The 26,160-nt window shown below is 69.4% G+C and carries 20 protein-coding genes; 16 read left to right on the forward strand and 4 right to left on the reverse strand.

Going from position 1 to position 26,160, the window contains the following annotated elements; genetic code table 11:
• Nucleotides 1-205 precede the first annotated feature (205 nt).
• The 10 genes from ACVOK1_RS14425 (at nucleotide 206) to ACVOK1_RS14470 (ending at nucleotide 14,627) form a co-directional block, all read left to right on the forward strand.
• Nucleotides 206-2,233, forward strand: a complete 2,028-nt coding sequence (locus ACVOK1_RS14425; protein ID WP_481562466.1) for a FimV/HubP family polar landmark protein — start codon at nucleotides 206-208, stop codon at nucleotides 2,231-2,233.
• A 23-nt stretch (nucleotides 2,234-2,256) separates the two neighbouring features.
• On the forward strand, nucleotides 2,257-2,616 hold the full coding sequence (locus ACVOK1_RS14430; RefSeq protein ID WP_108769478.1) for a VOC family protein: 360 nt from the start codon (nucleotides 2,257-2,259) through the stop codon (nucleotides 2,614-2,616).
• 35 nt (nucleotides 2,617-2,651) lie between these two features.
• Entirely contained in the window at nucleotides 2,652-3,422 is a 771-nt protein-coding gene (gene truA, locus ACVOK1_RS14435) for a tRNA pseudouridine(38-40) synthase TruA (protein WP_481562467.1), read from the forward strand.
• Nucleotides 3,419-4,075 carry a phosphoribosylanthranilate isomerase gene (locus ACVOK1_RS14440; protein ID WP_108747095.1) on the forward strand — a complete coding sequence of 219 codons (657 nt, stop codon included), beginning with the start codon at nucleotides 3,419-3,421 and terminating at the stop codon, nucleotides 4,073-4,075. The genes truA and ACVOK1_RS14440 overlap by 4 nt, the downstream gene beginning before the upstream one ends.
• A 188-nt stretch (nucleotides 4,076-4,263) precedes the next feature.
• Nucleotides 4,264-4,935, forward strand: coding sequence for a hypothetical protein (locus tag ACVOK1_RS14445; protein WP_406235362.1), 672 nt, complete (start codon nucleotides 4,264-4,266; stop codon nucleotides 4,933-4,935).
• Complete coding sequence (locus tag ACVOK1_RS14450; RefSeq protein ID WP_481562468.1) at nucleotides 4,935-6,953, forward strand: flotillin family protein; 2,019 nt, start codon at nucleotides 4,935-4,937, stop codon at nucleotides 6,951-6,953. The genes ACVOK1_RS14445 and ACVOK1_RS14450 overlap by 1 nt, the downstream gene beginning before the upstream one ends.
• An 85-nt stretch (nucleotides 6,954-7,038) precedes the next feature.
• A complete protein-coding gene (locus tag ACVOK1_RS14455) occupies nucleotides 7,039-12,444 on the forward strand; it encodes a DNA repair ATPase (protein WP_481562469.1) in 5,406 nt (1,801 codons plus the stop codon).
• Complete coding sequence (locus ACVOK1_RS14460) at nucleotides 12,441-13,148, forward strand: hypothetical protein (protein WP_406235366.1); 708 nt, start codon at nucleotides 12,441-12,443, stop codon at nucleotides 13,146-13,148. The genes ACVOK1_RS14455 and ACVOK1_RS14460 overlap by 4 nt, the downstream gene beginning before the upstream one ends.
• Nucleotides 13,149-13,192: 44 nt before the next feature.
• On the forward strand, nucleotides 13,193-14,302 hold the full coding sequence (locus ACVOK1_RS14465; RefSeq protein ID WP_481562470.1) for a toxic anion resistance protein: 1,110 nt from the start codon (nucleotides 13,193-13,195) through the stop codon (nucleotides 14,300-14,302).
• Nucleotides 14,303-14,306: 4 nt separating this feature from the next.
• Nucleotides 14,307-14,627 (forward strand): hypothetical protein, encoded by a 321-nt coding sequence (locus ACVOK1_RS14470; protein ID WP_159097531.1) that lies wholly within the window; start codon nucleotides 14,307-14,309, stop codon nucleotides 14,625-14,627.
• A 16-nt stretch (nucleotides 14,628-14,643) separates the two neighbouring features.
• Here the strand turns inward: ACVOK1_RS14470 and ACVOK1_RS14475 are convergent, their stop codons facing one another.
• Nucleotides 14,644-15,528: a LysR family transcriptional regulator gene (locus ACVOK1_RS14475; RefSeq protein WP_481562471.1), complete on the reverse strand. Its 885-nt coding sequence runs from the start codon at nucleotides 15,526-15,528 to the stop codon at nucleotides 14,644-14,646.
• A 97-nt stretch (nucleotides 15,529-15,625) separates the two neighbouring features.
• Between ACVOK1_RS14475 and trpB the strand changes: the two genes are divergently transcribed.
• From trpB to glmM, 5 genes are all read left to right on the forward strand, one after another.
• Entirely contained in the window at nucleotides 15,626-16,843 is a 1,218-nt protein-coding gene (trpB, locus tag ACVOK1_RS14480; protein WP_108769469.1) for a tryptophan synthase subunit beta, read from the forward strand.
• On the forward strand, nucleotides 16,840-17,529 hold the full coding sequence (locus ACVOK1_RS14485) for a hypothetical protein (RefSeq protein ID WP_481562472.1): 690 nt from the start codon (nucleotides 16,840-16,842) through the stop codon (nucleotides 17,527-17,529). The genes trpB and ACVOK1_RS14485 overlap by 4 nt, the downstream gene beginning before the upstream one ends.
• A 1-nt stretch (nucleotide 17,530) precedes the next feature.
• A complete protein-coding gene (trpA, locus tag ACVOK1_RS14490; RefSeq protein ID WP_108769467.1) occupies nucleotides 17,531-18,340 on the forward strand; it encodes a tryptophan synthase subunit alpha in 810 nt (269 codons plus the stop codon).
• Between the two features lie 226 nt (nucleotides 18,341-18,566).
• A complete protein-coding gene (gene accD / locus ACVOK1_RS14495) occupies nucleotides 18,567-19,442 on the forward strand; it encodes an acetyl-CoA carboxylase, carboxyltransferase subunit beta (RefSeq protein ID WP_108769466.1) in 876 nt (291 codons plus the stop codon).
• Entirely contained in the window at nucleotides 19,442-20,806 is a 1,365-nt protein-coding gene (gene glmM, locus ACVOK1_RS14500; RefSeq protein ID WP_481562473.1) for a phosphoglucosamine mutase, read from the forward strand. The genes accD and glmM overlap by 1 nt, the downstream gene beginning before the upstream one ends.
• A gap of 87 nt (nucleotides 20,807-20,893) precedes the next feature.
• Here glmM and ACVOK1_RS14505 read toward each other — a convergent pair whose 3' ends face one another.
• From ACVOK1_RS14505 to ACVOK1_RS14515, 3 genes are read right to left on the reverse strand one after another with little or no spacing between them, the layout of a single operon-like run.
• A complete protein-coding gene (locus ACVOK1_RS14505) occupies nucleotides 20,894-21,751 on the reverse strand; it encodes a polysaccharide deacetylase family protein (protein ID WP_481562474.1) in 858 nt (285 codons plus the stop codon).
• The gene (locus ACVOK1_RS14510) at nucleotides 21,744-22,889 is read right to left on the reverse strand and encodes a glycosyltransferase family 4 protein (protein ID WP_481562475.1); all 1,146 of its coding nucleotides are present in this window, start codon (nucleotides 22,887-22,889) and stop codon (nucleotides 21,744-21,746) included. The genes ACVOK1_RS14505 and ACVOK1_RS14510 overlap by 8 nt, the downstream gene beginning before the upstream one ends.
• Nucleotides 22,890-22,908: 19 nt before the next feature.
• Nucleotides 22,909-24,792, reverse strand: a complete 1,884-nt coding sequence (locus ACVOK1_RS14515; protein WP_481562476.1) for a sulfatase-like hydrolase/transferase — start codon at nucleotides 24,790-24,792, stop codon at nucleotides 22,909-22,911.
• A 197-nt stretch (nucleotides 24,793-24,989) separates the two neighbouring features.
• On the opposite strand from ACVOK1_RS14515, the gene ACVOK1_RS14520 reads away from it, so the two are divergent.
• Nucleotides 24,990-25,925 carry an isopenicillin N synthase family dioxygenase gene (locus ACVOK1_RS14520; protein ID WP_108769461.1) on the forward strand — a complete coding sequence of 312 codons (936 nt, stop codon included), beginning with the start codon at nucleotides 24,990-24,992 and terminating at the stop codon, nucleotides 25,923-25,925.
• The last annotated feature ends 235 nt before the right edge of the window (nucleotides 25,926-26,160 follow it).

A 26,160-nucleotide genomic window follows, 5' to 3' on the forward strand; every position in this document is an offset into this window, starting at 1 on the left:
CGCCCGACCCGCGCCGTACCCCCGTGGGGCCGGGCCCGCCCGGGGGCCGGCGGGGGGGCGGGGGGGGGTAAGGTGGGGGCCGGGGGGGGGGCCCCCCCCCCCGCCCCCGCCCCCCCCGCGCCCCCCCCCCCCCGCCCCCCCCCACTACCGCAGGGGTGTTTCCGGTGGGTGCGGACCGTGGTCCGCACGCTTTATAGTGTCGCCCATGAATAAACGGGCCAAGGGCGCCTCGCGCCCGCTCCTCTATCTCTCTGCCGCGCTGCTGGCACTGGCCAGCAGTTCGGCCATGGCCCTGGGCCTGGGTGACATCCGCGTGCTGTCGCGCCCCGGTCAGCCGCTTCTGGCCGAAATCCCGGTGGTGTCCGCCGATCCTTCCGAACTGCAGAACCTGCGCGTGGCGCTGGCCTCGGCCGTCACCTTCGAGCGGGTCGGCCTGCAGCGGCCCACCGGCCTGGTCAGCGAACTGCAGTTCGAGCTGACCACCAACAGCCAGGGCAGGGCGGTGGTGCGGGTGACCTCGCAGGCGCCGGTGGAAACCCCGTCGCTGAGCTTCCTGATCGAGGCCGACTGGGGCCAGGGCCGCCTGGTCCGCGAATACTCCGCGCTGGTCGATACGCCGGCCAGTGCGCTGGCCGTGGCCGAGCCGGAAATCGTCGCCCCGGCCGGCATGCTGTCCAACACCATCGCCCGCGACACGCCCGCGCCGGTCGCGCCGTCCACGCAGGCCGCATCGCCGGCGGCGCCTGCCGTCGCCGCCCGTGCGCCCGCACCGCGCCCGCGCGCCGCCGCGCCCGCGGCCAAGGCTGGCGCCGACGGCAACATCACCGTTCAGCAGGGCCAGACCCTTTCGCAGATTGCCGGTGAGCTGGCCCGTAGCAACCAGATCAGCCGCGACCGGGCGATGATCGCCCTGCTGCGCGCCAACCCCGAGGCCTTCATCCGCGGCAACGTGAACCTGCTCAAGCAGGGCGCGGTGCTGCGCGTACCCGGCAGCGATGCGCTGGCCGCGATCGATGGCAATGAAGCCGCCGCGCTGGTCCGCGAGCATGCCGCGCAGTGGCGCCAGGCGCGGACCGTGCCGCAGCCGGCCGGTGCACCCGCGCCCGCCGCCACGCCGACCGTGGCGGCGGCCACCGCCGCTGCCGCGACGGCCGGGGCACGTCTTGAGATCGCTCCGGCGCTGGCGTCCGATGCCACGCACGCGGGCACAACCACCGGCACCGGTGCCGGCAGCGAGGGTGACATGCTGGGCAATGAACAACTGCGGCAGGCCAGGGAAGACGTTGCCACCCGCGATGCCGAGATCGGCGAGCTGAAGCAGCGCGTGGCCGAGCTGGAGAAACTCAAGGACCAGCAGCAGTCGCTGATCGCGATGAAGGACAACGACCTGGCCGCTGCCCAGCAGCGCCTGGGGCAGGCACCCGGCGCGCCGGCCGGTGGCACGCCGTGGTACTGGCTGGGCCTGCCGCTGCTGTTGCTGGTGGCCGGCGCCGCCTGGCTGCTGCGCCGTCGCAAGCCCTCGCCGCTGCCGCCGCTGCGCGAGGAGGGCGATGCCGTGGCGCTGGCCGCTGCGGTGCCTGCCGGTGCTGCGCTGGATTCGCTGGCCGAACAATCGTCCTGGGTCACCGGCCACGAAGATGACGGCCGCCAGGAACCGTCGATGCCGGCCTGGGCCATCGAAGAGGATCATGTCGTCCACGCGCATGACGCGCAGGCCGACGAGGCGCCGTCTGCACTGGTCGTGCAGGAGGACGAACCGGTGGCGCAGCCCGCTGCGGATGTCGAGGCCTCCTGGCAGGTCGGGGCGCTGGTCACCGACGAGGGCGACGAACTGCCGCCGGCGGTGAGCGACGCACCGCGCTGGGACGAACCCGAGGCCGTGGCGCCGGAACCGGCCGACGCGGCCCCCGTGCCCGCCGATGCGATCGGCGTGCCCGACTATGCCCTGCACGCCGAGCAGCAGCCGGAATTCCGTGGCGTGTTCGATCTGCCGGCCGAGCAGGCCGAGCAGGCGCAGCCCGTGGAGGCAGCCAGCGAAGACCTGGACCTGGCCGCAGGCTTCAGCAGCAACGACTGGGCCCCGCGCGCGGGCCAGGAGCGCCTGGAACTGGCCATCGCCTACCTGGACCTCGGCGATGCGCAGACCGCGCGGACCCTGCTGGAAGAAGTCGCCACCGATGGCGACGTGCACTGCCAGGCCCAGGCGCGCGAACTGCTCGCCCGCCTGGACTGACCACTGGACCACAGGGGCCGCCCATGAGCCGCGAAAACCGCATCGACTACGTTGAGTTCGCCTCGGTCGACCCGGCCGCCAGCCGTGCCTTCTTCGAGGCCGTGTTCGGCTGGTCGTTCGTCGACTACGGCGAGGACTACACCGCCTTCGACGATGGCCGCCTGCAGGGCGGCTTCTTCCGCGGCCAGCCGCAGCGTGCCGAGGCCGGCGCACCGCTGCTGGTGCTGTATGCCGACCTGCTGGCACCCGTCGAAGCCGCAGTGCGTGCGGCCGGGGGGCAGGTCGTCCGGCCCGTTTTCTCTTTCCCCGGTGGCAGCCGCTTCCAGTTCGTCGAGCCCGGTGGCAACGAACTGGCGGTCTGGTCCGAACGCGACCCGGCCTGAGCGTCGCTCCACCCGCAACATCGAGGTAGCAGCACATGCGTTACGCGCTCGGCGTCGAGTACGACGGCAGCGATTTCAGGGGCTGGCAGAACCTGGGCGAGGGCGGACCCAGCGTCCAGGGCAGCCTGGAGAAGGCCCTGTCCTCGGTGGCCGACGCGCCGCTGCAGGTGGTCTGTGCCGGCCGCACCGATGCGGGCGTGCACGGCCAGTGCCAGGTCGTGCATTTCGATACCGACGTGGTGCGCGACCCGCGCGCCTGGATGCTGGGCACCACCACCCGCCTGCCGCGCTCGATCGCGGTGCGCTGGTGCGTGCCGGTGGCCGATGATTTCCACGCCCGCTTCTCGGCGCGCGCGCGCCGCTACCGCTACCGCCTGCTCAACCGCGAGGTGCGCCCGGCGCTGGACCGGCAGACCCTGAGCTGGGAACGGCGGGCGCTGGACGAGACCCTCATGCATGCCGCCGGCCAGGCCCTGCTCGGCGAGAACGACTTCAGTGCGTTCCGCTCGGTGCAGTGCCAGGCCCTGCATGCGCGGCGTGAACTGCAGTCCCTGCAGGTCAGCCGCCAGGGCGAGGTGATCGAGGTGGCGGTGCGGGGCAATGCATTCCTTCATCACATGGTCCGCAATATCGTCGGTTCGCTGATCATGGTTGGCAGCGGCGAGAAACCGGTGGAGTGGATCGCCGAGCTGCTGGCCGGCCGTGATCGCACCGTTGCCGGCCCTACCGCACCTCCGCAGGGGCTGGTGTTCCTGGGGCCGCTGTACCCCGACAACTGGCAACTGCCTGCCGAGGTCACCTTATGAGCCGCTCCTACTACCGTACCCGCATCAAGTTCTGTGGCATGACCCGCGCCGGCGATGTGCGCCTGGCCGGCGAACTGGGCGTGGACGCGGTGGGTTTCATCTTTGCCCGTGAAAGCAGCCGCCGGGTAGCCCCGGCCGAAGCCCGGGCGATGCGCCAGGCGATCGCACCGATGGTCGACGTGGTGGCGCTGTTCCGCAACAACAGCAAGGAAGAGGTGCGTGAAGTGCTGCGCACCGTGCGTCCAACCCTGCTGCAGTTCCATGGTGAGGAAGACGAGAGCTTCTGCCGCAGCTTCAACATGCCCTACCTGAAAGCCATCGCCATGGGCGGTCGCGAGGACGTCAACGCACGCACGCTGCAGCTGCGTTACCCGAGCGCGGCCGGCTTCCTGTTCGACAGCCACGCCCCGGGCGGCGGTGGCGGCACCGGCGTGGCCTTCGACTGGGCGCGCATTCCCACCGGCCTGCACCGCCCGTTCCTGCTGGCCGGCGGGCTGAACCCGGAAAACGTGAAGGACGCCATCCTCGCCACCCTGCCGTGGGGCGTGGATGTGTCCAGCGGCATCGAGGTCGAGCCGGGCATCAAGGACGGCTACAAGATGCGCACGTTCGTCGAGGAAGTGCGCAGCGCCGACTGCACCGTGCTGGAGTAACGGCACGGTTGCCCGTGCGGTGCCGCCTGCGGGCGGCCCGCACCTTCACATTTGTCCCTGCACGCATTCTTCACATAGGATGAAGGGAACGCTGCGGCCATGAAGGCCGCTGCCGGATGCACGGAAGCGCCCTTGGTGGGCGCGTTCCGAACAGGTGCCACGCGCCCCTCAGCCTAGGAAGGCAAGCGATGCAGGAGTTCTTCACTGTCGTTTTCGGCTACCCGACCTTGCCGTACAGCATCGTGCTGGCGGTATCGCTGGTCTATTGGGGACTTGCCGCTTTTGGCCTGGTAGATGATGGCTTCGGCGATCTCGGCGCCGATGGTGCGCTGGACGGCGGCACCGACCTCAGTGGCCTGTCGGCCCTGCTGCAGCGCTTCGGGCTTGGCGGCGTGCCGGTCATGGTCGTGGTCACCCTGCTGGGGTTCTTCGGCTGGGCGTTGACCTATTTCATCCATCTTTTCATCCTGCTGCCGCTGCCGGACGTGCTGCGCTGGGGCTTCGGCACGCTGGTGGCCGTTCTCGCGCCGCTGCCGGCCGTGCCGATCACCGCAGTGCTGCTGCGGCCCATCCGCAGCTTCCTGCAGCGCCTGCAGCCGGTTGCGCAGGCCTCCCTGCTGGGTCGGGTGGGCGTGGTCGCCTCGCCGCGGGTGGACGCCCGCAGCGGCCATGCCAACGTCGATGATGGCGGCGCCGGGCTGATCCTGCAGGTGCGCAGCGACATCGAACTGCAGCGTGGCGAGCGCATCGTGCTGGTCGAGCACGTGGCCGAACAGCACTACTACCGGGTGGTCCGCGCCGACGCGGTCGCCCTCGATTTCCAGGACAACCTGCTTCCGGGCAACAAGGAGAATCACTGATGAGTTTCGCTGGCGCGGCCCCCTTCCTGATCGGGATCATCGTCGTCGTAGGCCTGCTGCTGGGCCTGGCCGGACTGTTCAAGGCGTTCTACCGCAAGGTCGACCAGGGCGTGGCCCTGATCGTCAACGACATGAGTGCCACGCCCAAGGTGCACTTCACCGGTGCGCTGATCATCCCGGTGCTGTACCGCGCCGAGCTGATGCGCATCAGCCTGATCACCCTGCAGATCGACCGCCGCGGCAAGGAAGGCCTGATCTGCCGCGACAACATGCGCGCCGACATCGCCGTGGCCTTCTACCTGCGGGTGAACGAGACCCAGGCCGACGTGCTGCGCGTGGCCAAGGCCATCGGTGCCGACCGTGCGTCGGACAAGCACGCGGTCGATGAGCTGTTCAACGCCAAGTTCTCCGAGGCGCTGAAGACGGTCGGCAAGAAGTTCGACTTCACCGAGCTGTTCGAGAAGCGCCAGGAATTCCGCGACGAGATCATCGCGGTCATCGGCAACGATCTCAACGGCTACGTGCTGGAAGACGTGGCCATCGATTACCTGGAGCAGACCCCGAAGTCGCTGCTGGATCAGTTCAACATCCTCGACGCGCAGGGCATCCGCAAGATCACCGAGCTGACCGCAGCGCAGAACGTGGTGACCAACGAGCTGGAGCAGAACGAGAAGCTCGCCATCACCAAGAAGAACGTGGAAGCGCGCGAAGCGCTGCTGGCCCTGGAACGCCAGCAGGCCGAGGCCGAGGCGCGGCAGAAGCGCGAGATCGAGACCATCCGCGCACGCGAGGAAGCCGAGACCGCCAAGGTGCAGGAAGAGCAGCGCCAGCTGTCCGAGAACGCGCGCATCGAAGCACAGCAGCTGATCGAGATCCGCGACCAGAACCGCCTGCGCGAAGTGGAAGTGGCCGAACAGAACCGCCAGCGTGCGGTGGCCATCGAAGCCGAGCGCGTCGAGCGTGCGCGCCAGCTGGAGCAGGTCACCACCGACCGCGAAGTGCAGCTGCAGGGCGTGGAGCGCGACAAGGTGGTCGAGCAGGGCAAGATGGACGTGGCCAACATCACCCGCGAACGCATCTCCATCGACAAGACCGTGGCCCAGGAAGAAGAGCGCATCAAGGAAGTGCGCGAGGTCTCCGAGGCCGACCGCCAGAAGCAGGTGCTGATCCTGGAAGCCGAAGCGAAGGCGCAGGAATCGCTGGTGCGCGAAGTGAAGGAAGCGCAGGCCCGCGAAACCGCCTCCAAGCACCGTGCCGTGGAGCTGACCACCCTGGCCCAGGCCGAGCACGAAGCGGCCGGCAAGCAGGCCGAGGCCAAGCGCCTGCTGGCCGACGCGTTCCGTGCCGAACAGGCCGCGCCGGGCCTGGCCGAAGCGCAGGTGCGTGAAGCCTCCGCGCTGGCCATCGAGAAGGTCGGCATCGCCGAAGCCCGCGTGATCGAAGCCAAGGCCGAAGCCAACCTGAAGCAGGGCAGCAACGAGGCCCGCGTGCTGGCCGAGACCCTGCAGGCCCAGGCCCAGGGCGAGGAGAAGATGGGCCTGGCCCGTGCCACCGCCACCGAATCGCTGGGCAACGCCGAAGCCGGCGTGGTGCAGAAGAAGCTGCTGGCCGAAGCCGAGGGCCTGGTGCGCAAGTTCGAGGCGATCGCTTCGCTGAGCGACCAGGCGCGTGGCCACGAAGAGTTCCGCATGATGCTGGACAACAGCCTGAAGCAGGCGCTGGCCTCCATCGAAGCAGGCAAGGAAGTCTCGCGCGAGAACGCCAACGTCATCGCCAGCGCGCTGCGCAACGCCGACATCGACCTGGTCGGTGGCGACGGTGGCATGTTCGAGAACCTGGTCAAGGCGGTGTCGCTGGGCAAGTCGATCGAAGGCTTCGCCGGCAAGAGCCCGATCGTGCAGGAGCTGATGCAGCGCTACCTGGGCGTGGCCGTGGCCGAACCGGCACCGCGGCAGATCGCCGGGGACGCCGAGGTGGCACCGACCGTGTCGGCCGCCGTGGTCGACAGCGACCGTTGATGCACCGGGCGATGGCCGCTGCGGCCATCGCCCGCCCGCGCCGGCCGCGACCACGGCCGGCCGTCCGTGAGCCGGAAGCCTGCTGATGTCTGAAACCCATCCGTCCGCCGAAACCCCCGCGCCGGAGGCCGGCGGCAACACCGTCGACCAGGCCGTCGCCCAGGGCGGTGCCTACGAAGTCCTGCGCCGCCGCCTCAGCGAGCAGGGCCAGCGCCTGCAGGCCCTGGCCGAGACCCTCAACCGCCAGCGCCTGTCCGAATTCGGTGACAGCCGGCTGGAGGTGATCGGCCGCTTCCGCATCCGCAGCGAGAACAACTGCGTCGGCCGGGACATCGTCCAGGTCGGGCCCGACCGCCTGCTGTTCGGCTACAACGTCTACATCGGGCTGAAGACCCACACCCGCATCGAGGATGTGTTCGGCCTGTACCGGCTGGTGCAGGGCAAGGATGGCTACGACGTCGCTTCGCTGGAGCTGAAGGGCAGCTTCCTCGACCAGCCCGGTTTCGTGCACGACTTCAACGAGCTGTATTCCTACTACAAGCATGCGCGCCTGCTGCAGCTGATCGTGGTCGGCGACAAGCTGCTGGCCTCGTTCCAGATCGGCGAGCGCAGCAGCGATGTGCGCGTGTTCCGCTGGGCGCTGTCGCGCGAAGGCGAGCTGACCTATCTCGATGCGCGCGGCGAACGCGATATCGCGCTGCCGCCGCCGTTCGATTTCGAATGGACCAAGGCTACCCGCGACCTCGCGGTCAACGGCCGCCACTCGCACCTGAACATCCTCGACACCCTGTTCGTGGAGACCACCGGTGGCGACCTGACCATCAAGGTCGAGAACAACACCGAGACCGGGCAGGGCATCTACAGCGAACCGGTGGAGGACAGCACGCAGTCGCTGGACGACGCCCAGTTCGAGTTCGCCCGTGTCGGCTCGCTGCTGCTGCTGAAGGTGCTGCCGTACCGCGAGACCGTCTGGCGCGGGCTGATCTACAACACGCTCACCGGCGACATCGTGCGCAACGACGCCATCGTCCAGGCCTGTGTGCAGCTGCCCGAAGACCACGGCGTGATCTTCCCCGGCGGCTATTACCTGCAGGGCGGCGAGCACAAGGCCTTCGATGCCTCGATGGCCGGCATGCAGTTCAAGCGCAGCATCCGTTCGCCCAATGGCGAGGACGTGCTGTACATCTTCTATGAGCGCGAAGGCGGGCGCTCGGCGCTGTTCGTCTACAACACCATCCAGCGCGTGCTGCAGAACCCCGTGTTCGGCCACGGCTATGCGTTCATGCAGGATGGGCGCATGGTGCTGTTCCATGCCGAGGGCACCGAGCCCACGCGCATCCACCCGATGCAGGTCTGGCAGACGCCGTTCAGCAGCGACGAGTTCGCCGCCAGCCGTCCGCCCGGCAACACCTTCATGGGCCGCATCGGCAATGCCGAGCTGGTGCGCGGCATCTCCAACCTGTTCAACCTGGCCCGCGAGATCGACGGCCAGGATGTCTCGGTGCAGCGCTACCAGCGCCTGGTGGCCGACACCCGCCGCCTGTTCGACGCCCACCACTGGCTGGGCGACGAGGCCTGCGACGGCGCCGAGGCGCTGCTGCGGCAGATCAGCGCCACCGGCGAATCGGTGCTGGACGAATACGAGAAGGTCCAGTCCATCCGCGAGCAGTCGGCGCAGGCGATGGTCGAGGCGGAGGCCAGCTTCAAAGCCCTGCTGGGCCGGCTGCAGCCGCAGAACTGGAACGAGGTGCAGGCCTTCGTCGAGGCACTTAACGAGATCACCGCGCTGCGCGGTCGCCTGCTGACCATCCGCGAGCTGCGCTACATCGACACCGCGCGCATCGAAGCGATGGCCGCCGAACTGGTACAGGCGCAGGACCGGGTCGGCGCCGCCACCGGCGAATTCCTTGCCGGCGATGCCGCGCTGGCGCCGCTGGGCAGCCGCCTGCAGGTGCTGGACGAAGCCGCCCAGCAGGCAGCCAGTGCGCGCCAGCTGGACGAGCAGCTGGACGGCATGCGCGGCATGGCCAGCGACCTGGACATGCTGTCCGAACTGATGGCCGGGCTGAAGGTGGACGATGCTACCGCGCGTACCCGCGTGGTCGAATCGATTTCCGCGCTGTACGGGCGCCTGAACCAGGCGCGCACGCGCGCCGAGCAGCGACGCCGCACCCTCGGTTCGGCCGAGGCCGTGGCCCAGTTCGCCGCGCAGTTCGCCCTGTTCTCGCAGTCCATCACCAGTGCGCTGGCGATGGCCAGCGACCCGGAAAAGGCTGACGAGCAGCTGTCGCGCCTGCTGGTGCAGCTGGAAGAACTGGAAAGCCAGTTCGGCGAGCACGAGCAGTTCCTCGGCGACATCCTCAGCAAACGCGAGGAGCTGGTCGAGGCCTTCGAGACGCACAAGCAGGCGCTGCTGGATGACCGCCAGCGCAAGGCGCGTTCGGTGCTCGACGCGGCCAACCGCATTCTCGATGGCCTGGCCAAGCGCACCGAGCGCTTCGCCACGGCCGACGAGCTCAATGCGTTCTTCGCCGGCGATCCGCTGATCCTCAAGCTGCGCGAACTGGCCGAGCGCCTGCGTGCGCTGCGCGACAACGTCAAGGCCGATGACATCGAGGCGCGCCTGAAGGGCGTGCGCGACCAGGCGGTGCGCCAGCTGCGCGACCGCAGTGATCTGTACGAGGCCGGTGGCAGCGTGGTCCGGCTCGGTCCGCGGCATCGTTTCAGCGTCAACACGCAGGCGCTGGACCTGACCCTGCTGCCGCGTGGCGACACGCTGGCCATCCACCTCACCGGCACCGATTTCCTGGAAACCCTGCACGATCCGGAACTGGATGCGCTGAAGCCGTTCTGGCCGGTGACCCTGGATTCGGAATCCAATGCGATCTACCGCGGCGAGTACCTTGCCGGCAGCCTGCTGCTGGCCGCGCAGGCCGGCCGCGACGGCCTGGACCTGGCCCAGCTGCAGCACGACGTCGCCAGCCCCGAGGCGCTGGACCAGCGCGTGCGCACGTTCGCCGCACCGCGTTACCGCGAAGGTTACGAGCGTGGCATCCACGACCATGACGCCGCGCTGATCCTGCGCGCGCTGCTGCCGCTGCAGCAGTCGGCAGGCGCGCTGCGGCACGCACCTCGCGTGCGCGCACTGGCCCTGCTGTTCTGGGCGGCGCAGCAGCGCGAGGACGCGGTGAAGCAGTGGCCCAGCCGCCAGGCCGGTGCGGAGACCATCGCCCGTCTGTTCGGCTCCGACGAAGGACGCAGCGCCCTGCGCACGGAAATGGCGGCAGCCATCGCCACGTTCGCGCAGGCCGAAGCCTTGCCGTTCGACGATGAAGCCGCCGAGGCGGCGGCCGCTTACCTGGGCGAAGAACTGATCAACGGCGAGCCGGTGTTCAGCACCAGCAAGCATGCACAGGCGCTGCTGGATGCGCTGGCCCAGCAGCTGGAACAGGCCGGGCAGCGCGAGGCGCTGGAGCGTGCGCTGCAGCGTGCACAGGAGCCGCTGGCCGCGCGCTGGGCGCTGGCCGGGCAATGGCTGCGCGCGCTGGCCGGTCTGCCTGCCCAGGCCGCACATGCCGGCTATGCCGACGAGGCCGCGGCACTGCTGCTGGTGCAGCGCCAGCTGCGCACGCGCGGCAGCGACGCACCGCTGCGGGTCGACGTGGCGGGCCTGCTGGGCGAACACCCGCGCATCCACGGCGGCACGCTGTCGCTGTCACTGGATGATTTCCTGGCACGCCTGCAGCACCACCTGAAGCGTTTCGTGCCCGATTTCCACGCTTACCAGGCGGTGCGCCAGGGCATCATCAACCGCGAACGGCAGACCCTGCGCCTGTCCGAATTCAAGGCGCGGCCGCTGTCCTCGTTCGTGCGCAACAAGCTCATCAACGATGTCTACCTGGGCGTGATCGGCGACAACCTGGCCAAGCAGATGGGCACGGTGGGCGAGAACAAGCGCAGCGACCTGATGGGCCTGCTGATGATGATCTCGCCGCCGGGCTACGGTAAGACCACGCTGATGGAATACGTGGCGCACCGGCTCGGCCTGGTCTTCATGAAGATCAACGGCCCGGCGCTGGGCCACGAGGTGCGCTCGCTGGATCCGGAACAGGCGCCCGACGCAACCTCGCGGCAGGAGCTGGAAAAGCTCAACCTGGCCCTGGAGATGGGCAACAACACCATGCTGTATGTCGATGACATCCAGCACACCCATCCCGAGTTCCTGCAGAAATTCATCTCGCTGTGCGATGGCACCCGCCGCATCGAAGGCGTGTGGCGTGGCCGCACGCGCACCTACGACATGCGCGGCAAGAAGTTCTGCGTGGTCATGGCCGGCAACCCGTACACCGAGTCGGGCGAGGTGTTCAAGATTCCGGACATGCTGGCCAACCGTGCCGACATCTACAACCTCGGCGACGTGCTGGGCGGCATGGAGGCGGCGTTCACCCTCAGCTACATCGAGAACAGCCTGACCTCCAACCCGGTGCTGGCACCACTGGCCACCCGTGACATGGCCGACCTGTACCTGCTGGTCGACCGTGCGATGGGCAAGGACGTGTCGACCAACGGACTCAGCCACGCCTACAGTGGCGCGGAGGTCAACGAGATCACCGCCACCCTGCAGCGCATGCTGCGCGTGCGCGACGTGGTCTACCGGGTCAACCAGCAGTACATCGCCAGCGCCGCGCAGGATGACCGCTACCGCACCGAGCCGCCGTTCCGCCTGCAGGGCAGCTACCGCAACATGAACAAGCTGGCCGAGAAGATCTCGCCGGTGATGAACGAGGACGAGCTGCAGCAGCTGATCTCCGACCACTACCTGGGCGAGGCGCAGCTGCTGACCACCGGTGCCGAGGAGAACCTGCTGAAGCTGGGCGAGCTGCGTGGCGTGCTGGATGAGGCGCAGGCGCAGCGCTGGGCGCAGATCAAGCGTGACTTCCTGCGCAACAAGGCCATGGGCGCCGACGACAGCGATGTCGGTGGACGCGTGGTCGCGCAGCTGGCCGACATCGCCAGTGCCCTGCAGCTGCCGCCGGCCGCGCCCCTGCCGGCTGCGGAGCCGGCGCCGTGGCCGGCACTGCTGGAGGCGCTGCAGCGCCTGGCCGAAGTGCGCCCGGCAGAGCACCCACCATCAGAGCCCGCACCCACGGCGCCAGTGGAGCCGGTGCAGATCGCTGCGCCCAGCGCTCCGGCCACGCCGCTGGCTGATGACCTGCAGGCCGGGCTGGCGCCGCTGGTGCAGCTGCTGGTCGCTTCGCAGGCACGGCAGGAACAGGTGTCGCAGACCCTGGCCGCATTCGCCGGGTGGGCCCGGCAGCAGGTCGAGGCCGCGGCCGGCAGCAACGCCGCGGCGGTGCGCCGTCCGCGCGTGCGCCGCGCCACCACGCCGGAGGAACGCGCACTGGATGAGGCGCTGATGCGCCACTTCTACGGCGAGTCGCTGCCCGCCGATGCCGATGAGGGCACACCGATGCCGCCGCCGCTGCCGTGACTGACACTGCGCCCCTGCCAACGCCGCAGCGGCCGGACACGGCCGATGTCGCGCGCGTGGGCGAGTACGGCGCGCCGTTGCTGCAGGCGCTGGCCGCTCGCGAAGCTGCGCTGCCGGCGACGGCCGGCGACGGACTGGTGGCGGCGCTGGCACGCATCGCGCTGGCCCTGCAGTCGGCCGACCCGGCGCGCCTGCGTCGTCAGGAAAGCTGGTGGGGCCGACTGCTCGGCCGCGATGTCGAGCGCGAAGCCGAGGGCCGCGGGCTGCAGTCGCAGCTCGGCGTCCTTGCCCTGCAGGCACGCGAACAGGCCCAGCAGCTGCAGCAGCACATGGACCTGCGGGCTGCCGCGATCGGCGCCGCAGGGCAGGCCGCCGAAGCGCTGGAGGCCTGGGCGGATGCCGGCGCCGCGTGGCGGCCGACGCTGGACGCCTCCGGCCGCGCCGCGCTGGCGCCGCGCATCGACCACCTGCAGCGGCTGGCGGCACTGCGCCGCATCGAAGCCGGCCAATGGCAGCTGCTGCAGGAACAGGACGCGGTGCTGCTGCAGCGCTTCGCCCGCATCCATGATGTCCTGCTGCCGGCCTGGCGGCAGGCCGCACTGGCCGCACAGGCCGCCACCGGCGCGGTCCGCGCCGGGCAGGCGGCCACGCTGCACGCTCAGATCGATGACGAGGTCGCGGCGGCTCAGGCTAGACTGCGCTGAGCCGGCCGCCGCTGCCGCTAACCCACCTGCAAGGAGACTGCCCGATGACCCAGGACAGCCAGCACCCCGGCACCCTCGTGCCGACCCCAGCCACCCCTTCCGCACTGGACGAGGGCGCGCTGCAGGCCCTGGGCCTGGTCCGCGAGGATCTTCCCCGCATCGCCGAGATCCGCCAGGAACTGGACGACCTGCGCCCGGGCAACCTGCAGGTGTTCGGCCGCGAAGCCGCGTCGCGCACCGCCGCGTTCTCCAGCCAGCTGCTCGACCAAGTGCGCAACCGTGACCTCGATGCCAGCGGCGACAAGCTCGCCGAAGTGGTGCGCATCGCGCGCAGCCTGAAACTGGATGGCTTCGCCCAGCGTTCCAAGGTGCCGGTCATCGGCGGCCTGATCGATCGCCTGCGCGTGTCCAAGGGCGAGCTGGTGCAGAAATTCAGCGATACCAATGCGCAGATCGAGCAGCTGCTGGGCGACGTCGGCGTGCAGCAGGCGCTGATGGGCAAGCGCGTGGGCGAGTTCGACCGCATGCATGAAATCGTGCGTGAGGAGCGCCACGCGCTGGGCCTGTATGCCGCCGCCGGCAAGCAGCGCCTGGCCGAACTGCAGGCCGAGCAGCTGGCGGGGCAGGGCAGTGATGACCCGCAGCAGCGCATCCGCCAGAGCGAGGTCGACAATGCGATCCGCCTGATCGAAAAGCGCGTGTCCGACCTGCAGTTGATGCAGCACGCCGCCGACCAGTCGCTGCCGATGATCCGCCTGATCCAGGCCAATGCGCTGCAGCTGATCGAGAAGTTCAACACGGTGCGCGAGATCACCATCCCGTCGTGGAAGCGCCAGTTCGCCATCCAGCTGTCGCTGGGCGAGCAGAAGGCCGCGGTCGAACTGTCCACCGCCATCGACGATGCCACCAACGAGATGATGCGCCGCAATGCCGACCTGCTGCGCCGGGCCTCGGTGGATACCGCGCGCAGCAACCAGCGCGGCGTGATCGACGTGGCCACGCTGCGCCACGTCCACGACCAGCTGATCGCCACGGTCGAGGAAGTGCGCAGCATCCATCGCGAGGGCATGCAGCAGCGGCAGCAGGCCGAAGTCGAACTGTCGCGCCTGCGCGAGGACCTGCAGCAACGGCTGGCCGCACCCACCGCGCTCTGATTGCGTGCCGGTTCCTGCTGTCGACCGCGTGCCCAGCACCGGCAGCAAGGCGGTGGCGACGGCGCGGTTCGCGCAGGGCCAGCGGGTCTGCGTGCAGGCCATCGGGCGTGCCGGGCAGAACCCGCAGTACTATTTCGTGACCTCGGTGCCGGCCAGCAGTGTCGCCGCCTGCAAGGCGGGCAGCGCGCTGTGCGGCACCTATGGCGACCGGCCGATCCAGCACCTGCAGCGCGATCGCAGCCACGCCTGCCAACCGGCGTCGGCGCAGTGCGCACAGGGCTGGGTGAGTGCCAAGGCGCTCGACGTGTTCTCCAACGGACTGTAACCGGACCTCCCGACAGCTACAGCTGCTGCGTGGCCCAATCAGCCAACGCCTCCACCCGCGGGTCGGCCGGGCCATCCGGCCGCGCCAGCACCCAGAATCCGCCGGTCGCGGCGAAGCCCCATGGGGCGACCAGACGCCCGGCGGCCAGGTCCTCGACCACCAGCGGCTCCGGCGCGATGGCCGGCCCCAGTCCGGCAACGGCCGCTTCCAGCAGGTAATACAGGTGCTCGAAGCCGGTGCCCATATGCAACCGCGTGGGGTCCAGCCCGTGCGCCTGCGCCCATGCCGGCCAGGCCTGTGGGCGCGAGCTGGTGTGCAGCAGCGTCTCCTGCAGCAGCGCGGCGGGCGCTACATGGCGCAGGCGCTGCGCGGCAGGATGCGAGGGCGCCACCACCACGCCCACCCGTTCCGGCGCCAGCTCGCGCACCTGCCAGCCCCGCGGCCACGGCCCCTGCGCCAGCAGCAGGACCGCATCCAGCGCCGCCTGTGCCTCGGTGAAGGCGCCATCCAGCGCCGACCATTGCAGGTTCACCCCGGGCAGGGCCGCCTGCAGCGCGGGCAGCCGGGGAATCATCCAGCGTGCCAGCACGCTGCCGCTGCAGCCCAGCACCAGTGCCGGGGAACGCGCCGGCTGGCGCAGTTCGCGCACGCAGGCCTCGATGCCGGCGAAGGCCTCGCCGCAGGCCGCGTGCAGGCGCTGCCCGGCCTCGGTCAGGCGCAGCCCGCGGCCGGCACGCTGGAACAGCGGCAGCCCCAGGTGGTCCTCCAGCAGCTTCAGCTGCCGGCTCACCGCACCATGGGTTACGTGCAGGGCCTGCGCGGCGCGGCCCACGCCGCCCAGGCGGGCGGTGGCCTCGAAGGCGCGCAGGGCGTTGAGCGGTGGCAGCAGGGCGGTACTCATGTGAGATTTCCTGACGATATGCGCCAGATAATATCGATATTCCGGTCAGGATCCGTGCGCTAGAGTATCCGCCTGTCTCGAACCAGCGGTCGCTTCCATGTCTGCCTCCCCCATTGCCGACTACCACGCCTTCCCGGACGCCCAGGGCCACTTCGGCCGCTACGGCGGCAGTTTCGTCGCCGAAACCCTGGTCGGCCCGCTGCAGGAACTGGCCCAGGCCTATGACCAGGCCCGCCAGGACCCGGCGTTCCAGCTGGCCTACGATAAGGACCTGGCCCATTACGTGGGCCGGCCGAGCCCGATCTATCACGCCCAGCGCCTGAGCGACCATGTCGGCGGTGCGCAGATCCTGCTCAAGCGCGAGGACCTGAACCACACCGGCGCGCACAAGATCAACAACACCATCGGCCAGGCCCTGCTGGCCGCGCGGATGGGCAAGAAGCGCATCATCGCCGAGACCGGCGCCGGCCAGCACGGCGTGGCCAGTGCCACCGTCGCCGCGCGCCTGGGCCTGGAATGCGTGGTCTACATGGGCGCAACCGACATCGAACGGCAGAAGATCAACGTCTACCGCATGAAGCTGCTGGGCGCGACGGTGGTGCCGGTCACCTCCGGCTCGGCCACCCTGAAGGACGCGCTCAACGAAGCGATGCGCGACTGGGTGACCAACGTGCAGGACACCTTCTACATCATCGGCACCGTGGCCGGACCGGACCCGTACCCGCGCATGGTGCGTGACTTCAACGCCATCGTCGGCCGCGAAGCGCGCGAGCAGATGCTGGCCGAGTACGGCCGCCTGCCCGATGCGATCACCGCCTGCGTCGGCGGCGGCAGCAACGCCATCGGCCTGTTCCATGCCTTCCTCAACGATCGCGAGGTCGAGATCTTCGGCGCCGAAGCGGCCGGCGACGGCATCCACACCGGTCGCCACGCCGCCTCGATCGCCGCCGGCCGCCCCGGCGTGCTGCACGGCAACCGCACCTACGTGCTGTGCGATGACGATGGCCAGATCATCGAGACCCATTCGGTGTCTGCCGGCCTGGACTACCCCGGCGTCGGCCCGGAACACGCCTTCCTGTCCGACAGCGGCCGCGCCACCTACCTGGGCATCACCGATGAGGAGGCGCTGCAGGCGTTCCACCTGCTGGCGCACGCCGAGGGCATCCTGCCGGCGCTGGAATCCAGCCACGCGCTGGCCCAGGCCATCAAGCTGGCCCGTGAGCGCCCGCGCGACCAGATCGTGCTGTGCAACCTGTCCGGCCGTGGCGACAAGGACGTGCATACCATCGCTGCGCGCGAAGGCCTGGTGCTGTGAACTACGTGCTGCGCCACGGTGGCGCGCTGGTGCTGGCCGTCGGTCTGGGCGGCTGCACGCCGCCCGATCCGCCGGTGCTGGCACCCGCGCCGGCGTCGCCCGCAGCAATCGCTCCGGCACGCCAGCTGGCCAGCAATGATGATGACGCCGCGCATCGCCCGATCGAGGATGCGCCGGTAGCCAGCACCGCCGACAGCGCCGAGGATGAAACCGCCCCGGCAGTGGTGTCGGTGGCGCTGGACCATGCCGGCGACGTGCTGATCGGCCAGCCTTTCAGCGAGCTGGAGGGTGAGGCGCAGTGGCACTCGGCCGGGCTGGGCGAGGCCACGGCCGGGCGCTGTGAGTATTACGAGCGCGGCACGCTGCCCGAAGGCGTGGCGATGATGGTGCAGGACGGCGACGTGGTGCGCTTCGACCTGGCCCCCATCGACGACTCGGGCCAGGTGGTGGTGCAGCCCGGGCCGTTCGGCCTGCGCCTGGACATGCCGCGTGCGCAGGCCCTGCAGCTGCTGCCACGGGCCGCCCTCGCGCGGCCCTATGGCGAAGATGCCGAGGCCGGCGAGACCCTGCTCTGGCAGGACCCCGGTTCCGACCTGGCGATCCGCGTGGAGATCGTCGACGGCACCGTTTCCCGAATGTACTGGGGCGCCAGCGGCGCCGTTGACCTGATCGAAGGATGTACCTGACATGTCCGTATCCCGACTCGATGCCTGTTTCCAGCGCCTGCGCGAGCAGCAGCGCAAGGCGCTGATCCCCTTCATCACCGCTGGCGACCCGTCGCTGGAGGCCACCGTGCCGGTCATGCATGCGCTGGTCGAGGCCGGTGCCGATGTGATCGAACTGGGCGTGCCGTTCTCCGATCCGATGGCCGATGGCCCGACCATCCAGCGCAGTTCCGAGCGTGCGCTGGGCCGTGGTGCCGGCAGCCGCTACGTGCTGCAGGCGGTGGCGCAGTTCCGCCAGCGCGATGCGCAGACCCCGGTGGTGCTGATGGGCTACCTCAACCCGGTGGAGATCCACGGCTATGCGGCCTTCGCCGAGGCTGCAGTGGGCGCCGGCGTGGACGGCGTGCTGCTGGTGGACCTGCCGCCGGAAGAAGCCGGTGAAGCCCAGCAGGCCTTCGATGCGGCCGGCCTGGCGCTGGTCCTGCTGGCCTCGCCGACCACCAGCGAAGCCCGCGCGGACAAACTGCTCGCGCTGGCCCGCGGTTACCTGTACTACGTCAGCTTCGCCGGCGTCACCGGTGCCTCCGAGCGCCTGGACAGCGATGCCGCCAGCGCACGGCTGCAGGCCCTGCGTGCACGCGCCAGCGTGCCGGTGGTGGCCGGCTTCGGCATCAAGGATGCGGCCAGTGCCGCGGCCATGGCCCGCCAGGCCGATGGCGTGGTGGTCGGCAGCGCCCTGGTGGCGGCGCTGGCCGATGCCGGATCGGCCGAGGAGGCCGCCCAGCGTGCCGGTGCCTTCCTGGCCCCGCTGCGGCAGGCGCTGGACGCCTGACCCACGCGTGCGCCAAGGGTTGCCGGCCAGCGGCCGGCACTACCGGCGATGCGCTGGACGCCTTGAAGGTAGCGCCGGGCCATGCCCGGCGACGCTAAACGTACGTCCCAGCATGGTTTTTTCCTGCCGGCCCGTTCCCCGCAAGGGGTGCACGGGCGGGCGCAGCAGAGCTAGACTGTCCGCCTTTGCGGCCCTCGGGCCGCCCTGAACGGAAGTGTCCTCCCGCATGAGTTGGCTCAGCAAGTTGATGCCGTCTGGCATCCGCACCGACAACACCCCCAGCAAGAAGCGCAGCGTCCCCGAGGGCCTGTGGGAAAAGTGCAGCAGCTGCGGCAGCGCGCTGTACCGCCCCGAGCTGGAAGAGAACCTGGAGGTCTGCCCGAAGTGCGGTCACCACATGGCGATCCGCGCCCGCGCGCGCCTGGCGGCCCTGTTCGACGCCGACAGCACCACCGAGATCGGTGCCCGCCTGGGCCCGACCGACCTGCTGAAGTTCAAGGACCAGAAGAAGTACAGCGAGCGCATCAAGATCGCGCAGAAGAACACCGGTGAGTACGACGCGCTGATCGCGATGCGTGGTCTGCTCAAGGGTCGTCCGCTGGTCGCCTCGTCCTTCGATTTCGCCTTCATGGGCGGCTCGATGGGTTCGGTGGTCGGTGAGCGCTTCGCGCTGGCCGCTGAAACCGCCGTCGAGATCGGTGCACCCTACGTGTGCTTCTCCGCCAGTGGCGGCGCGCGCATGCAGGAAGGCCTGTTCTCGCTGATGCAGATGGCCAAGACCTCGGCCGCGCTGGGCAAGCTGCGCGAAGCCGGCCTGCCGTACATCTCGGTGCTGACCCATCCGACCACCGGTGGCGTGTCGGCCTCGTTCGCCATGCTGGGTGACATCAACATCGCCGAGCCGCAGGCGCTGATCGGCTTCGCCGGCCCGCGCGTGATCGAGCAGACCGTGCGCGAGAAGCTGCCTGAAGGCTTCCAGCGCTCCGAGTTCCTGCTGGAGCACGGTGCCATCGACCAGATCTGTGACCGCCGTGAAATGCGTGATCGCCTGTCCGACCTGCTGGCCATGCTCGGCCGCCAGCCGGCGCCGGAGGTGGCGTGATGGCGGGCCGCAGGTACTTCGGTACTGACGGCATCCGCGGCCGCGTCGGGCAGAGCCCGATCTCGGCCGACTTCGTGCTGCGCCTGGGCAATGCGCTGGGCCGCGTGCTGGTCGAACAGCGCGGCCCCGGTGGCCGCCGCCCGATCGTGGTGATCGGCAAGGACACGCGTATTTCCGGCTACATGTTCGAAGCCGCACTGGAAGCCGGCCTGGTGGCCGCCGGTGCCGACGTGCAGCTGCTGGGGCCGATGCCGACCCCGGCGGTGGCCTTCCTCACCCGCACCCTGGGCGTGGATGCTGGCGTCGTCATCAGTGCCTCGCACAACCCGCACTACGACAACGGCATCAAGTTCTTCTCCGCCCAGGGCGAGAAGCTCGACGATGCCACCGAACTGGCGCTGGAAGCCGCGCTGGACGTGCCGTTCGTGACGGCCGAATCGGAAAAGCTGGGCAAGGCCGCGCGTGCGCGCGAAGCGGTCGGCCGCTACATCGAATTCTGCAAGGCCAGCGTGCCGCGCACTTTCGACCTGCGTGGCGTGCGCCTGGTGCTCGACTGCGCCCACGGTGCCACCTACCAGATCGCACCGCTGCTGTTCCGTGAGCTGGGTGCCGAAGTGATCGGCATCGGTGCCGAGCCCAACGGCGTCAACATCAATGATGGCGTGGGCTCGACCCACATCGACAACCTGGCCGCCAAGGTGCGCGAGACCGGTGCCGACCTCGGCATCGCCTTCGACGGCGACGGCGACCGCGTGCTGATGGCCGACGACCAGGGCAACCCGGTCGACGGCGACGACCTGCTCTACATCCTGGCCCGTGCGTGGCAGGCCGACGGCCGCCTGCGCGGCCCGGTGGTCGGCACGCTGATGAGCAACTACGGCCTGGAAAAGGCCCTGGGCGAACTGCAGATCCCGTTCGTGCGCAGCAACGTGGGCGATCGCTATGTCCACCAGGCGCTGATCGAAGGCGGCGGCGTGCTCGGTGGCGAAGCCTCCGGCCACCTGCTGTGCCTGGACCGGGCAACCACCGGCGATGGCATCGTCAGCGCCCTGCAGGTGCTGGTGGCATTGCGCCGCACGGGCCAGACCCTGCGGCAGGCGCTGCAGCCGCTGGCCAAGGTGCCGCAGAAGACCGTCAACGTGCGCCTGGGCGATGTCTCGGCCAAGGCCACGGTGCAGGCCGACAGCGTGCAGTCGGCGCTGGCTGACGCACAGCAGGCCGTGGCCGGCCGCGGTCGCGCGTTCCTGCGTCCGTCCGGCACCGAGCCGGTGGTGCGCGTCACCGTCGAGGCCGACGAAGCCACGCTGATGCAGGACACGCTGGATCGCCTGTCCGCTGCAGTGAAGTCGGCAGCCTCTGCCTGAGCCACCTGCCGCAGGTCCAGACTGAAAACGCCCCGGGAGACCGGGGCGTTTTTTGTTCCGCAGCGATGGGGTGAGCGCCTGGGCCGCTCAGGGACCCGGCACCATCTTCTTCTGGCGCGCCTTGAAGCCGTTGAAGAACGGCGCGATCAGCGGGTTGTAGCTCTGCGCAATGCGCTTGCGCAGCCAGTTGGCCGGACGGTTGCGGATCGCAAAGCGGTAGATGCGTTCCGGATCGCCACCGACCACGTTGCGGCCGAACGGGTGGGTGGTGTGCAGGTAACGGAAGCCGTGCTCGCGCGCGACCTCGACGTGGTCCTGGTCGAAATCGCCGTAGGGCCAGCACAGCGTGTCGGACACTTCGCCCAGCTTCTCCTGCAGCACCTGCCTCGAGATCGCCAGGTCCTGGCTGATGCCGGCCCGGCGCTGTGCGCGGTCCAGGTCGTCGCGGCGCAGCCAGCGGGTGTGCGTGTGGGTGTGGCAGTGCACTTCGAACGTGCCCGCCTCGATCGCCGCGCGTGCTTCGCTCCAGCGCATCATCACGTCGTCGCTGCGGTCGTTCTCGAAGATCGCCGCTTCGCAGCCACGGTGGTCCGGCGTCGCAGGCAGCGTCGCACCGGCGACACCCGCATGCGGGCGCACCTCGCCTTCGCCCATCCAGCCGGTCACCACGAACACCACCGCGTGCATGCCGTACTTCTGCAGGATCGGGTGCGCGTACACCCAGTTGTCGAGGTAGCCATCATCGAAGGTGATGACGATGGACCGGCGCGGCACCGGCTTGCCGGCCAGGAAGCCGGCGTACTGGTCCAGGGTCAGCGAGGTCCAGCCGTTGTTGGCCAGCCACGCGATCTGGCTTTCGAAGTTCTCCGGCGAGACGGTGATCATACCCGGCGAGGGGCTGACGTGATGGTGCATCAGCACCGGAACGGTTCGCGCATCAGCCATGTCCCAGCTCCTTCAGCCACTGGTGGTAGTAGTGTTCGGTGGTTTCGCCATGCCCGGCGGGGCTGAAATCGTGCGCATTGCGCATCCAGTCCCAGCCGGCGCGGCCCATCATCTGCCGGCGCTGCGGATCATTCACCAGCAGGCGCAGGGCGGCGGTCAACGCGCCATTGTCGCCCAATCGGGTGAGGATGGCATTGCTGCCTTCGGCCACCATTTCCGGCACACCGCCCACCCGCGTGGCGACGATCGGCACCGCCACGTAGGCGGCCTCGAGGAAGACCGTGCCGGCCGCCTCCTTGTGCGAGGCGAGGGCGAAGATGTCGAAGCCGGTCATCAGCCGGCAGGCGTTGTCGCGGTAGCCGAGCAGGTGCACCTGCTGCTGCAGGCCATGTTCCTTGCGCATCTCCAGCAGGCGCTGCATGACGGCCTCGCCGTTGCCGACCACCACCAGGTGCAGGCGCGGATTGGCCTTGCACAGCGGCGCGATCGCACGCAGCAGGTCGGCATGGCCCTTCGGTTCGCGCAGCACCGCCACGCAGCCGACCACGATGTCCTCGTCGCTGAAGCCGAGCTCGGCGCGGACCTCGGCGCGGACGTCCTGCAGGCATTGCCACGGGTCTTCCTTGCGGATGTCGGTCCAGCGCGGCGGTACCGCGATGGGCGGCACGATGCCGATGGTGTCGCTGGCGATGCCACGCTCGGCCAACAGCTGTTTCACGAAGCGGCTCACGGTGATCACCCGGTGCGGCAACCCGGTATAGGTCAGCAGCGAGTTGACCGGACTCATCAGGTGGCGTGAGCGCACCACCAGCGGCGTTCGGCCCAGGCGTGCACCGGCGGCGGCGATCAGCGTGTCGCGGCGGCTGGTGGTGTTGACCACGTCGTAGCGCTCGCGGCGCACCAGCCGCGACACCGACCAGATACCGCGCATCAGCCGCGCCATGCCGCCCATGCGCAGGGTGTGCACGGTGAAGCCATCATCGCGGGCCAGCGTGGCCAGCCGCGCGTCGGGCTGGCACAGCAGTGCGACCTCGTGGCCGCGTGCACGCATCACCTGCATGTGGCGAAGGATGTAGATCTCCTGGCCACCCATTCCTTTGGCGGCTTCGGTGTGGAGAATGCGCAGCGGGCGGTTCATCGCGAATCAGTCCTGTAATTCAACGGTTGCGGAAGCGGGTAAGGGCATCCCACGCGGTACGCAGGCTGGCCGGGTCCGGCGCCTGCTGCGGGAGGGGCAGGTAGTTCTGGTCCAGCGCGGTCGCGTTGCCGAACTTGTCGAACACGTAGATCGCGTCGCCGTGGCGGACCGCGCGCTGCGACCAGCTCTCCACCACCAGCGAACGCGGGCCCTGCGGCACGGCCAGCAGGTCCTGGCCGGTGCTGAAATCGCCCAGCGCGTTCTCGCAGCCCAGGGCATGCCGCATCAGCGTCGGCACCCAGTCCTCGTGGGAACTGGTGCGCGCGTCGTGGCCGCTGCCTTCGCCCGGCCAGCGCAGCACGAACGGCACCTGCAGCTGGTGGTTGGAGAAGTTGCCGTTGTGGCCCCAGTAGTTGAGCTTGAGGTCGTTGAATTCCTCGGCGTGGTCACCGGTCACCAGCACGATGGTGTCCTGCTCCAGGCCCTGCGCGCGCAGCTGGTCAAGCAGCTCGCCGACCAGGCTGTCGGCGTAGTGCACGGCGGTGTGGTAGCGGTTGAGCTCCGGCGTCGGGTCATGGTCCGGGCCGAATTTGAGGAAGTCGATGTCGGCCGCCATCGGCGTGGCTACCGGCGGGTAGCCGTCCGGCATGTGGTACGGCGCGTGGGTTGAATCGAGGAACACGAAGCCGAACCACGGGCGCTGCGCGTCCTGGCTGCGGGTGATGTCCTGCTGCAGCGAGGCAACGATGCTGCGGTCGCGCCCGGACGAATCCAGTTCCGTCGGTCCCTGGTGCAGCTGGTCGCGCACGTCGGCAAAGGCGGTGCGGTCGAACTCGGGGCTGTACAGCGGCGCGCTGCCATAGAGGTGCAGGTCGTAACCCTGCTGCTGCAGCACCTTGAACAGCTGCGAGCCGCGCTGCTCATCCAGCATGCTCGGCCAGTAGCCACCGGGCAGGCCGTACAACAGGCCGAACAGGCCGTAACGGGTCGCGTTGCCGGTGCTGAAATGATGGTCGTAGACGCGCGCCGAGTCGGCCAGCGCTGCGGTGTGCGGCATGTACTGCGGGGTCAGTGCGTCGTGCCGCAGCGATTCCAGCACCACCATCAGCACGTTCGGGCGACTGTGGCTCTGGCAGCGCAGTGGCTGCAGCGGGTACTGCAGCTGGGCGTGGCGCGGGTCGGGCAGGCCGGCCTGCTGCTGGCTGTGCACGCCGAGCCGGCGCATGAAGCTTTTGGCGGTGATCGGCTGCGCCCAGGGCAGGTAGTTCCACTGGCTGATCACGGCGCGCTCGCCGAGCGCATCGTAGTAGGCGGTGGCGACCTGGCCGCCGCCCATCAGCAGGGCAATGACGGTCCACGCCTGCAGCACGCGGCGGCGGTGCGGTGCCGGCGACAGCAGCTTCCAGCAGGCCCAGGCCAGCAGCGCCTGCGCGGCGAAGATGGCCGCCACCAGGCCGCCCGCCTGCAGCCAGGTCTTCCACGACAGGCTGACCTGGTCGTGCAGCGCGCCGCCGAACACCATGTTGGCGACCATCGCATTGAGGTGGAACCGGTACAGGGCGAACACCTTGGCGTCGACCAGCAGCAGGCACAGCCACAGGCCCTGCACCGTGATGGCTGAAAGCGTCAATGTGCGCGCGCTGCGCGGCCACAGGCCGATCACCAGCGGCAGCGCGCCGGCCAGCGCGCCCAGGGCAAGCAGGTGGCCGGGCAGGGCGACCGCCAGGTAGGCCAGGCCGAGGCCGCCGCCGGGGTTGTCACCCAGCGGCACGTTGCCCAGCGTGATCAGCAGGGCCAGCACTGCGTTGGCGGCGACGAAAAGCGACCACCACGCCAGCCGGCGCCAGCGGCGGTCAGGTGCGGAAAGCGGGGCAGGGGCGGAATCGGGCGAGGCGGCGGACATGGTGCAGGAGCGGGCGGGCAGGGGGCGGGGGACGTGCTGCATGGGCGCCCGGAGGAGCCGCCTGCTCGCGCGGGTGGCGCATTGTATCGGTTTGTTTCAATGTATCGATGGCGTACTTCGGCCGATCTGTCACAATGTTCAGGCTGGCCGGCAGACAGCTGCCGGCTCTTTGACCCAACGACAAGCCAGGAACCGCTGTGAGCCAGATCCCGACCCTCGACATCACCCGTTTTGACAGCGACCGCGAGGCCTTCGTGGCCGAGCTGGGCGCGGCCTACCGCCAATGGGGATTCGCGGGCATCCGCAACCACGGCATCCCGCAGGCCGACATCGACGCGGCCTACGATGTGTTCAAGGCCTTCTTCGCCCTGCCGGACGAGGTCAAGCGCCAGTACCACGTGGCCGGCAGCGGCGGCGCCCGCGGCTACACCCCGTTCGGCGTTGAAACCGCCAAGGGCTCCAAGCACTTCGACCTGAAGGAGTTCTGGCACATCGGCCGCGAGATCGCCGACGACTCCAAGTACCGTGACGTGATGGCGCCGAACCTGTGGCCGTCCGAGGTCGAGGGTTTCCGTGAGCGCGGCTACGGCCTGTACCAGGCGCTGGACAACCTGGGCTCGCGCGTGCTGTCGGCGCTGGCCCTGCACATCGGCCTGCCGGAAGACTTCTTCGCCGACAAGACCAACTTCGGCAACTCGATCCTGCGTCCGATCCACTACCCGCCGATCACCACCGACGACATCCCGAACGTGCGTGCCGGTGCACATGGCGACATCAACTTCATCACCCTGCTGGTCGGCGCCAGCGCCGCGGGCCTGGAAGTGCAGTCGCATGATGGCAAGTGGGTGCCGTTCACCTCCGATGCCGACACCATCGTGGTCAACATCGGCGACATGCTGCAGCGCCTGACCAACCACGTGTACCCGTCGACCATCCACCGCGTGGTCAATCCCCCGGGTGAGCTGGCCCGCCAGCCGCGCTACTCGGTGCCGTTCTTCCTGCACCCGAACCCGGATTTCCTGATCGACGTGCTGCCCTCGTGCATCACCCCGGAAAACCCGAGCCGGTACCCGGAGCCGATCACCGCCCACGGGTTCCTCGAGGAACGCCTGCGCGAGATCAAGCTGAAGTAATGAAGAAGCCGCCGAAAGGCGGCTTTTTCATTACGGGTAGCGCCGGGCCATGCCCGGCGAGCGCAGCGGAGGGTGTTCGGCAGGGCTGCGCCCTGCACCCGCAGAGGCCAGGGCCAAAGCCAAAGCGGCTCTGGGTTTCTGCGTGGGGAGGCGGGGTGGTGTCGGATGGCGGGGACGCCGGAAACCCGTCCCTGGGGGCTTGGCCGCGGCATCCATGCCGCGGACACCCCGCCAT

The organism is Stenotrophomonas sp. STEN087 (assembly GCF_056759115.1).

Coding starts and splice junctions, on each gene's coding strand:
- ACVOK1_RS14425 (WP_481562466.1), top strand. CDS start 206: ATGAATAAACGGGCCAAGGGCGCCTCGCGCCCGCTCCTCTATCTCTCT.
- ACVOK1_RS14430 (WP_108769478.1), top strand. CDS start 2,257: ATGAGCCGCGAAAACCGCATCGACTACGTTGAGTTCGCCTCGGTCGAC.
- truA (WP_481562467.1), top strand. CDS start 2,652: ATGCGTTACGCGCTCGGCGTCGAGTACGACGGCAGCGATTTCAGGGGC.
- ACVOK1_RS14440 (WP_108747095.1), top strand. CDS start 3,419: ATGAGCCGCTCCTACTACCGTACCCGCATCAAGTTCTGTGGCATGACC.
- ACVOK1_RS14445 (WP_406235362.1), top strand. CDS start 4,264: ATGCAGGAGTTCTTCACTGTCGTTTTCGGCTACCCGACCTTGCCGTAC.
- ACVOK1_RS14450 (WP_481562468.1), top strand. CDS start 4,935: ATGAGTTTCGCTGGCGCGGCCCCCTTCCTGATCGGGATCATCGTCGTC.
- ACVOK1_RS14455 (WP_481562469.1), top strand. CDS start 7,039: ATGTCTGAAACCCATCCGTCCGCCGAAACCCCCGCGCCGGAGGCCGGC.
- ACVOK1_RS14465 (WP_481562470.1), top strand. CDS start 13,193: ATGACCCAGGACAGCCAGCACCCCGGCACCCTCGTGCCGACCCCAGCC.
- ACVOK1_RS14475 (WP_481562471.1), bottom strand. CDS start 15,528: ATGAGTACCGCCCTGCTGCCACCGCTCAACGCCCTGCGCGCCTTCGAG.
- trpB (WP_108769469.1), top strand. CDS start 15,626: ATGTCTGCCTCCCCCATTGCCGACTACCACGCCTTCCCGGACGCCCAG.
- trpA (WP_108769467.1), top strand. CDS start 17,531: ATGTCCGTATCCCGACTCGATGCCTGTTTCCAGCGCCTGCGCGAGCAG.
- accD (WP_108769466.1), top strand. CDS start 18,567: ATGAGTTGGCTCAGCAAGTTGATGCCGTCTGGCATCCGCACCGACAAC.
- glmM (WP_481562473.1), top strand. CDS start 19,442: ATGGCGGGCCGCAGGTACTTCGGTACTGACGGCATCCGCGGCCGCGTC.
- ACVOK1_RS14505 (WP_481562474.1), bottom strand. CDS start 21,751: ATGGCTGATGCGCGAACCGTTCCGGTGCTGATGCACCATCACGTCAGC.
- ACVOK1_RS14510 (WP_481562475.1), bottom strand. CDS start 22,889: ATGAACCGCCCGCTGCGCATTCTCCACACCGAAGCCGCCAAAGGAATG.
- ACVOK1_RS14515 (WP_481562476.1), bottom strand. CDS start 24,792: ATGTCCGCCGCCTCGCCCGATTCCGCCCCTGCCCCGCTTTCCGCACCT.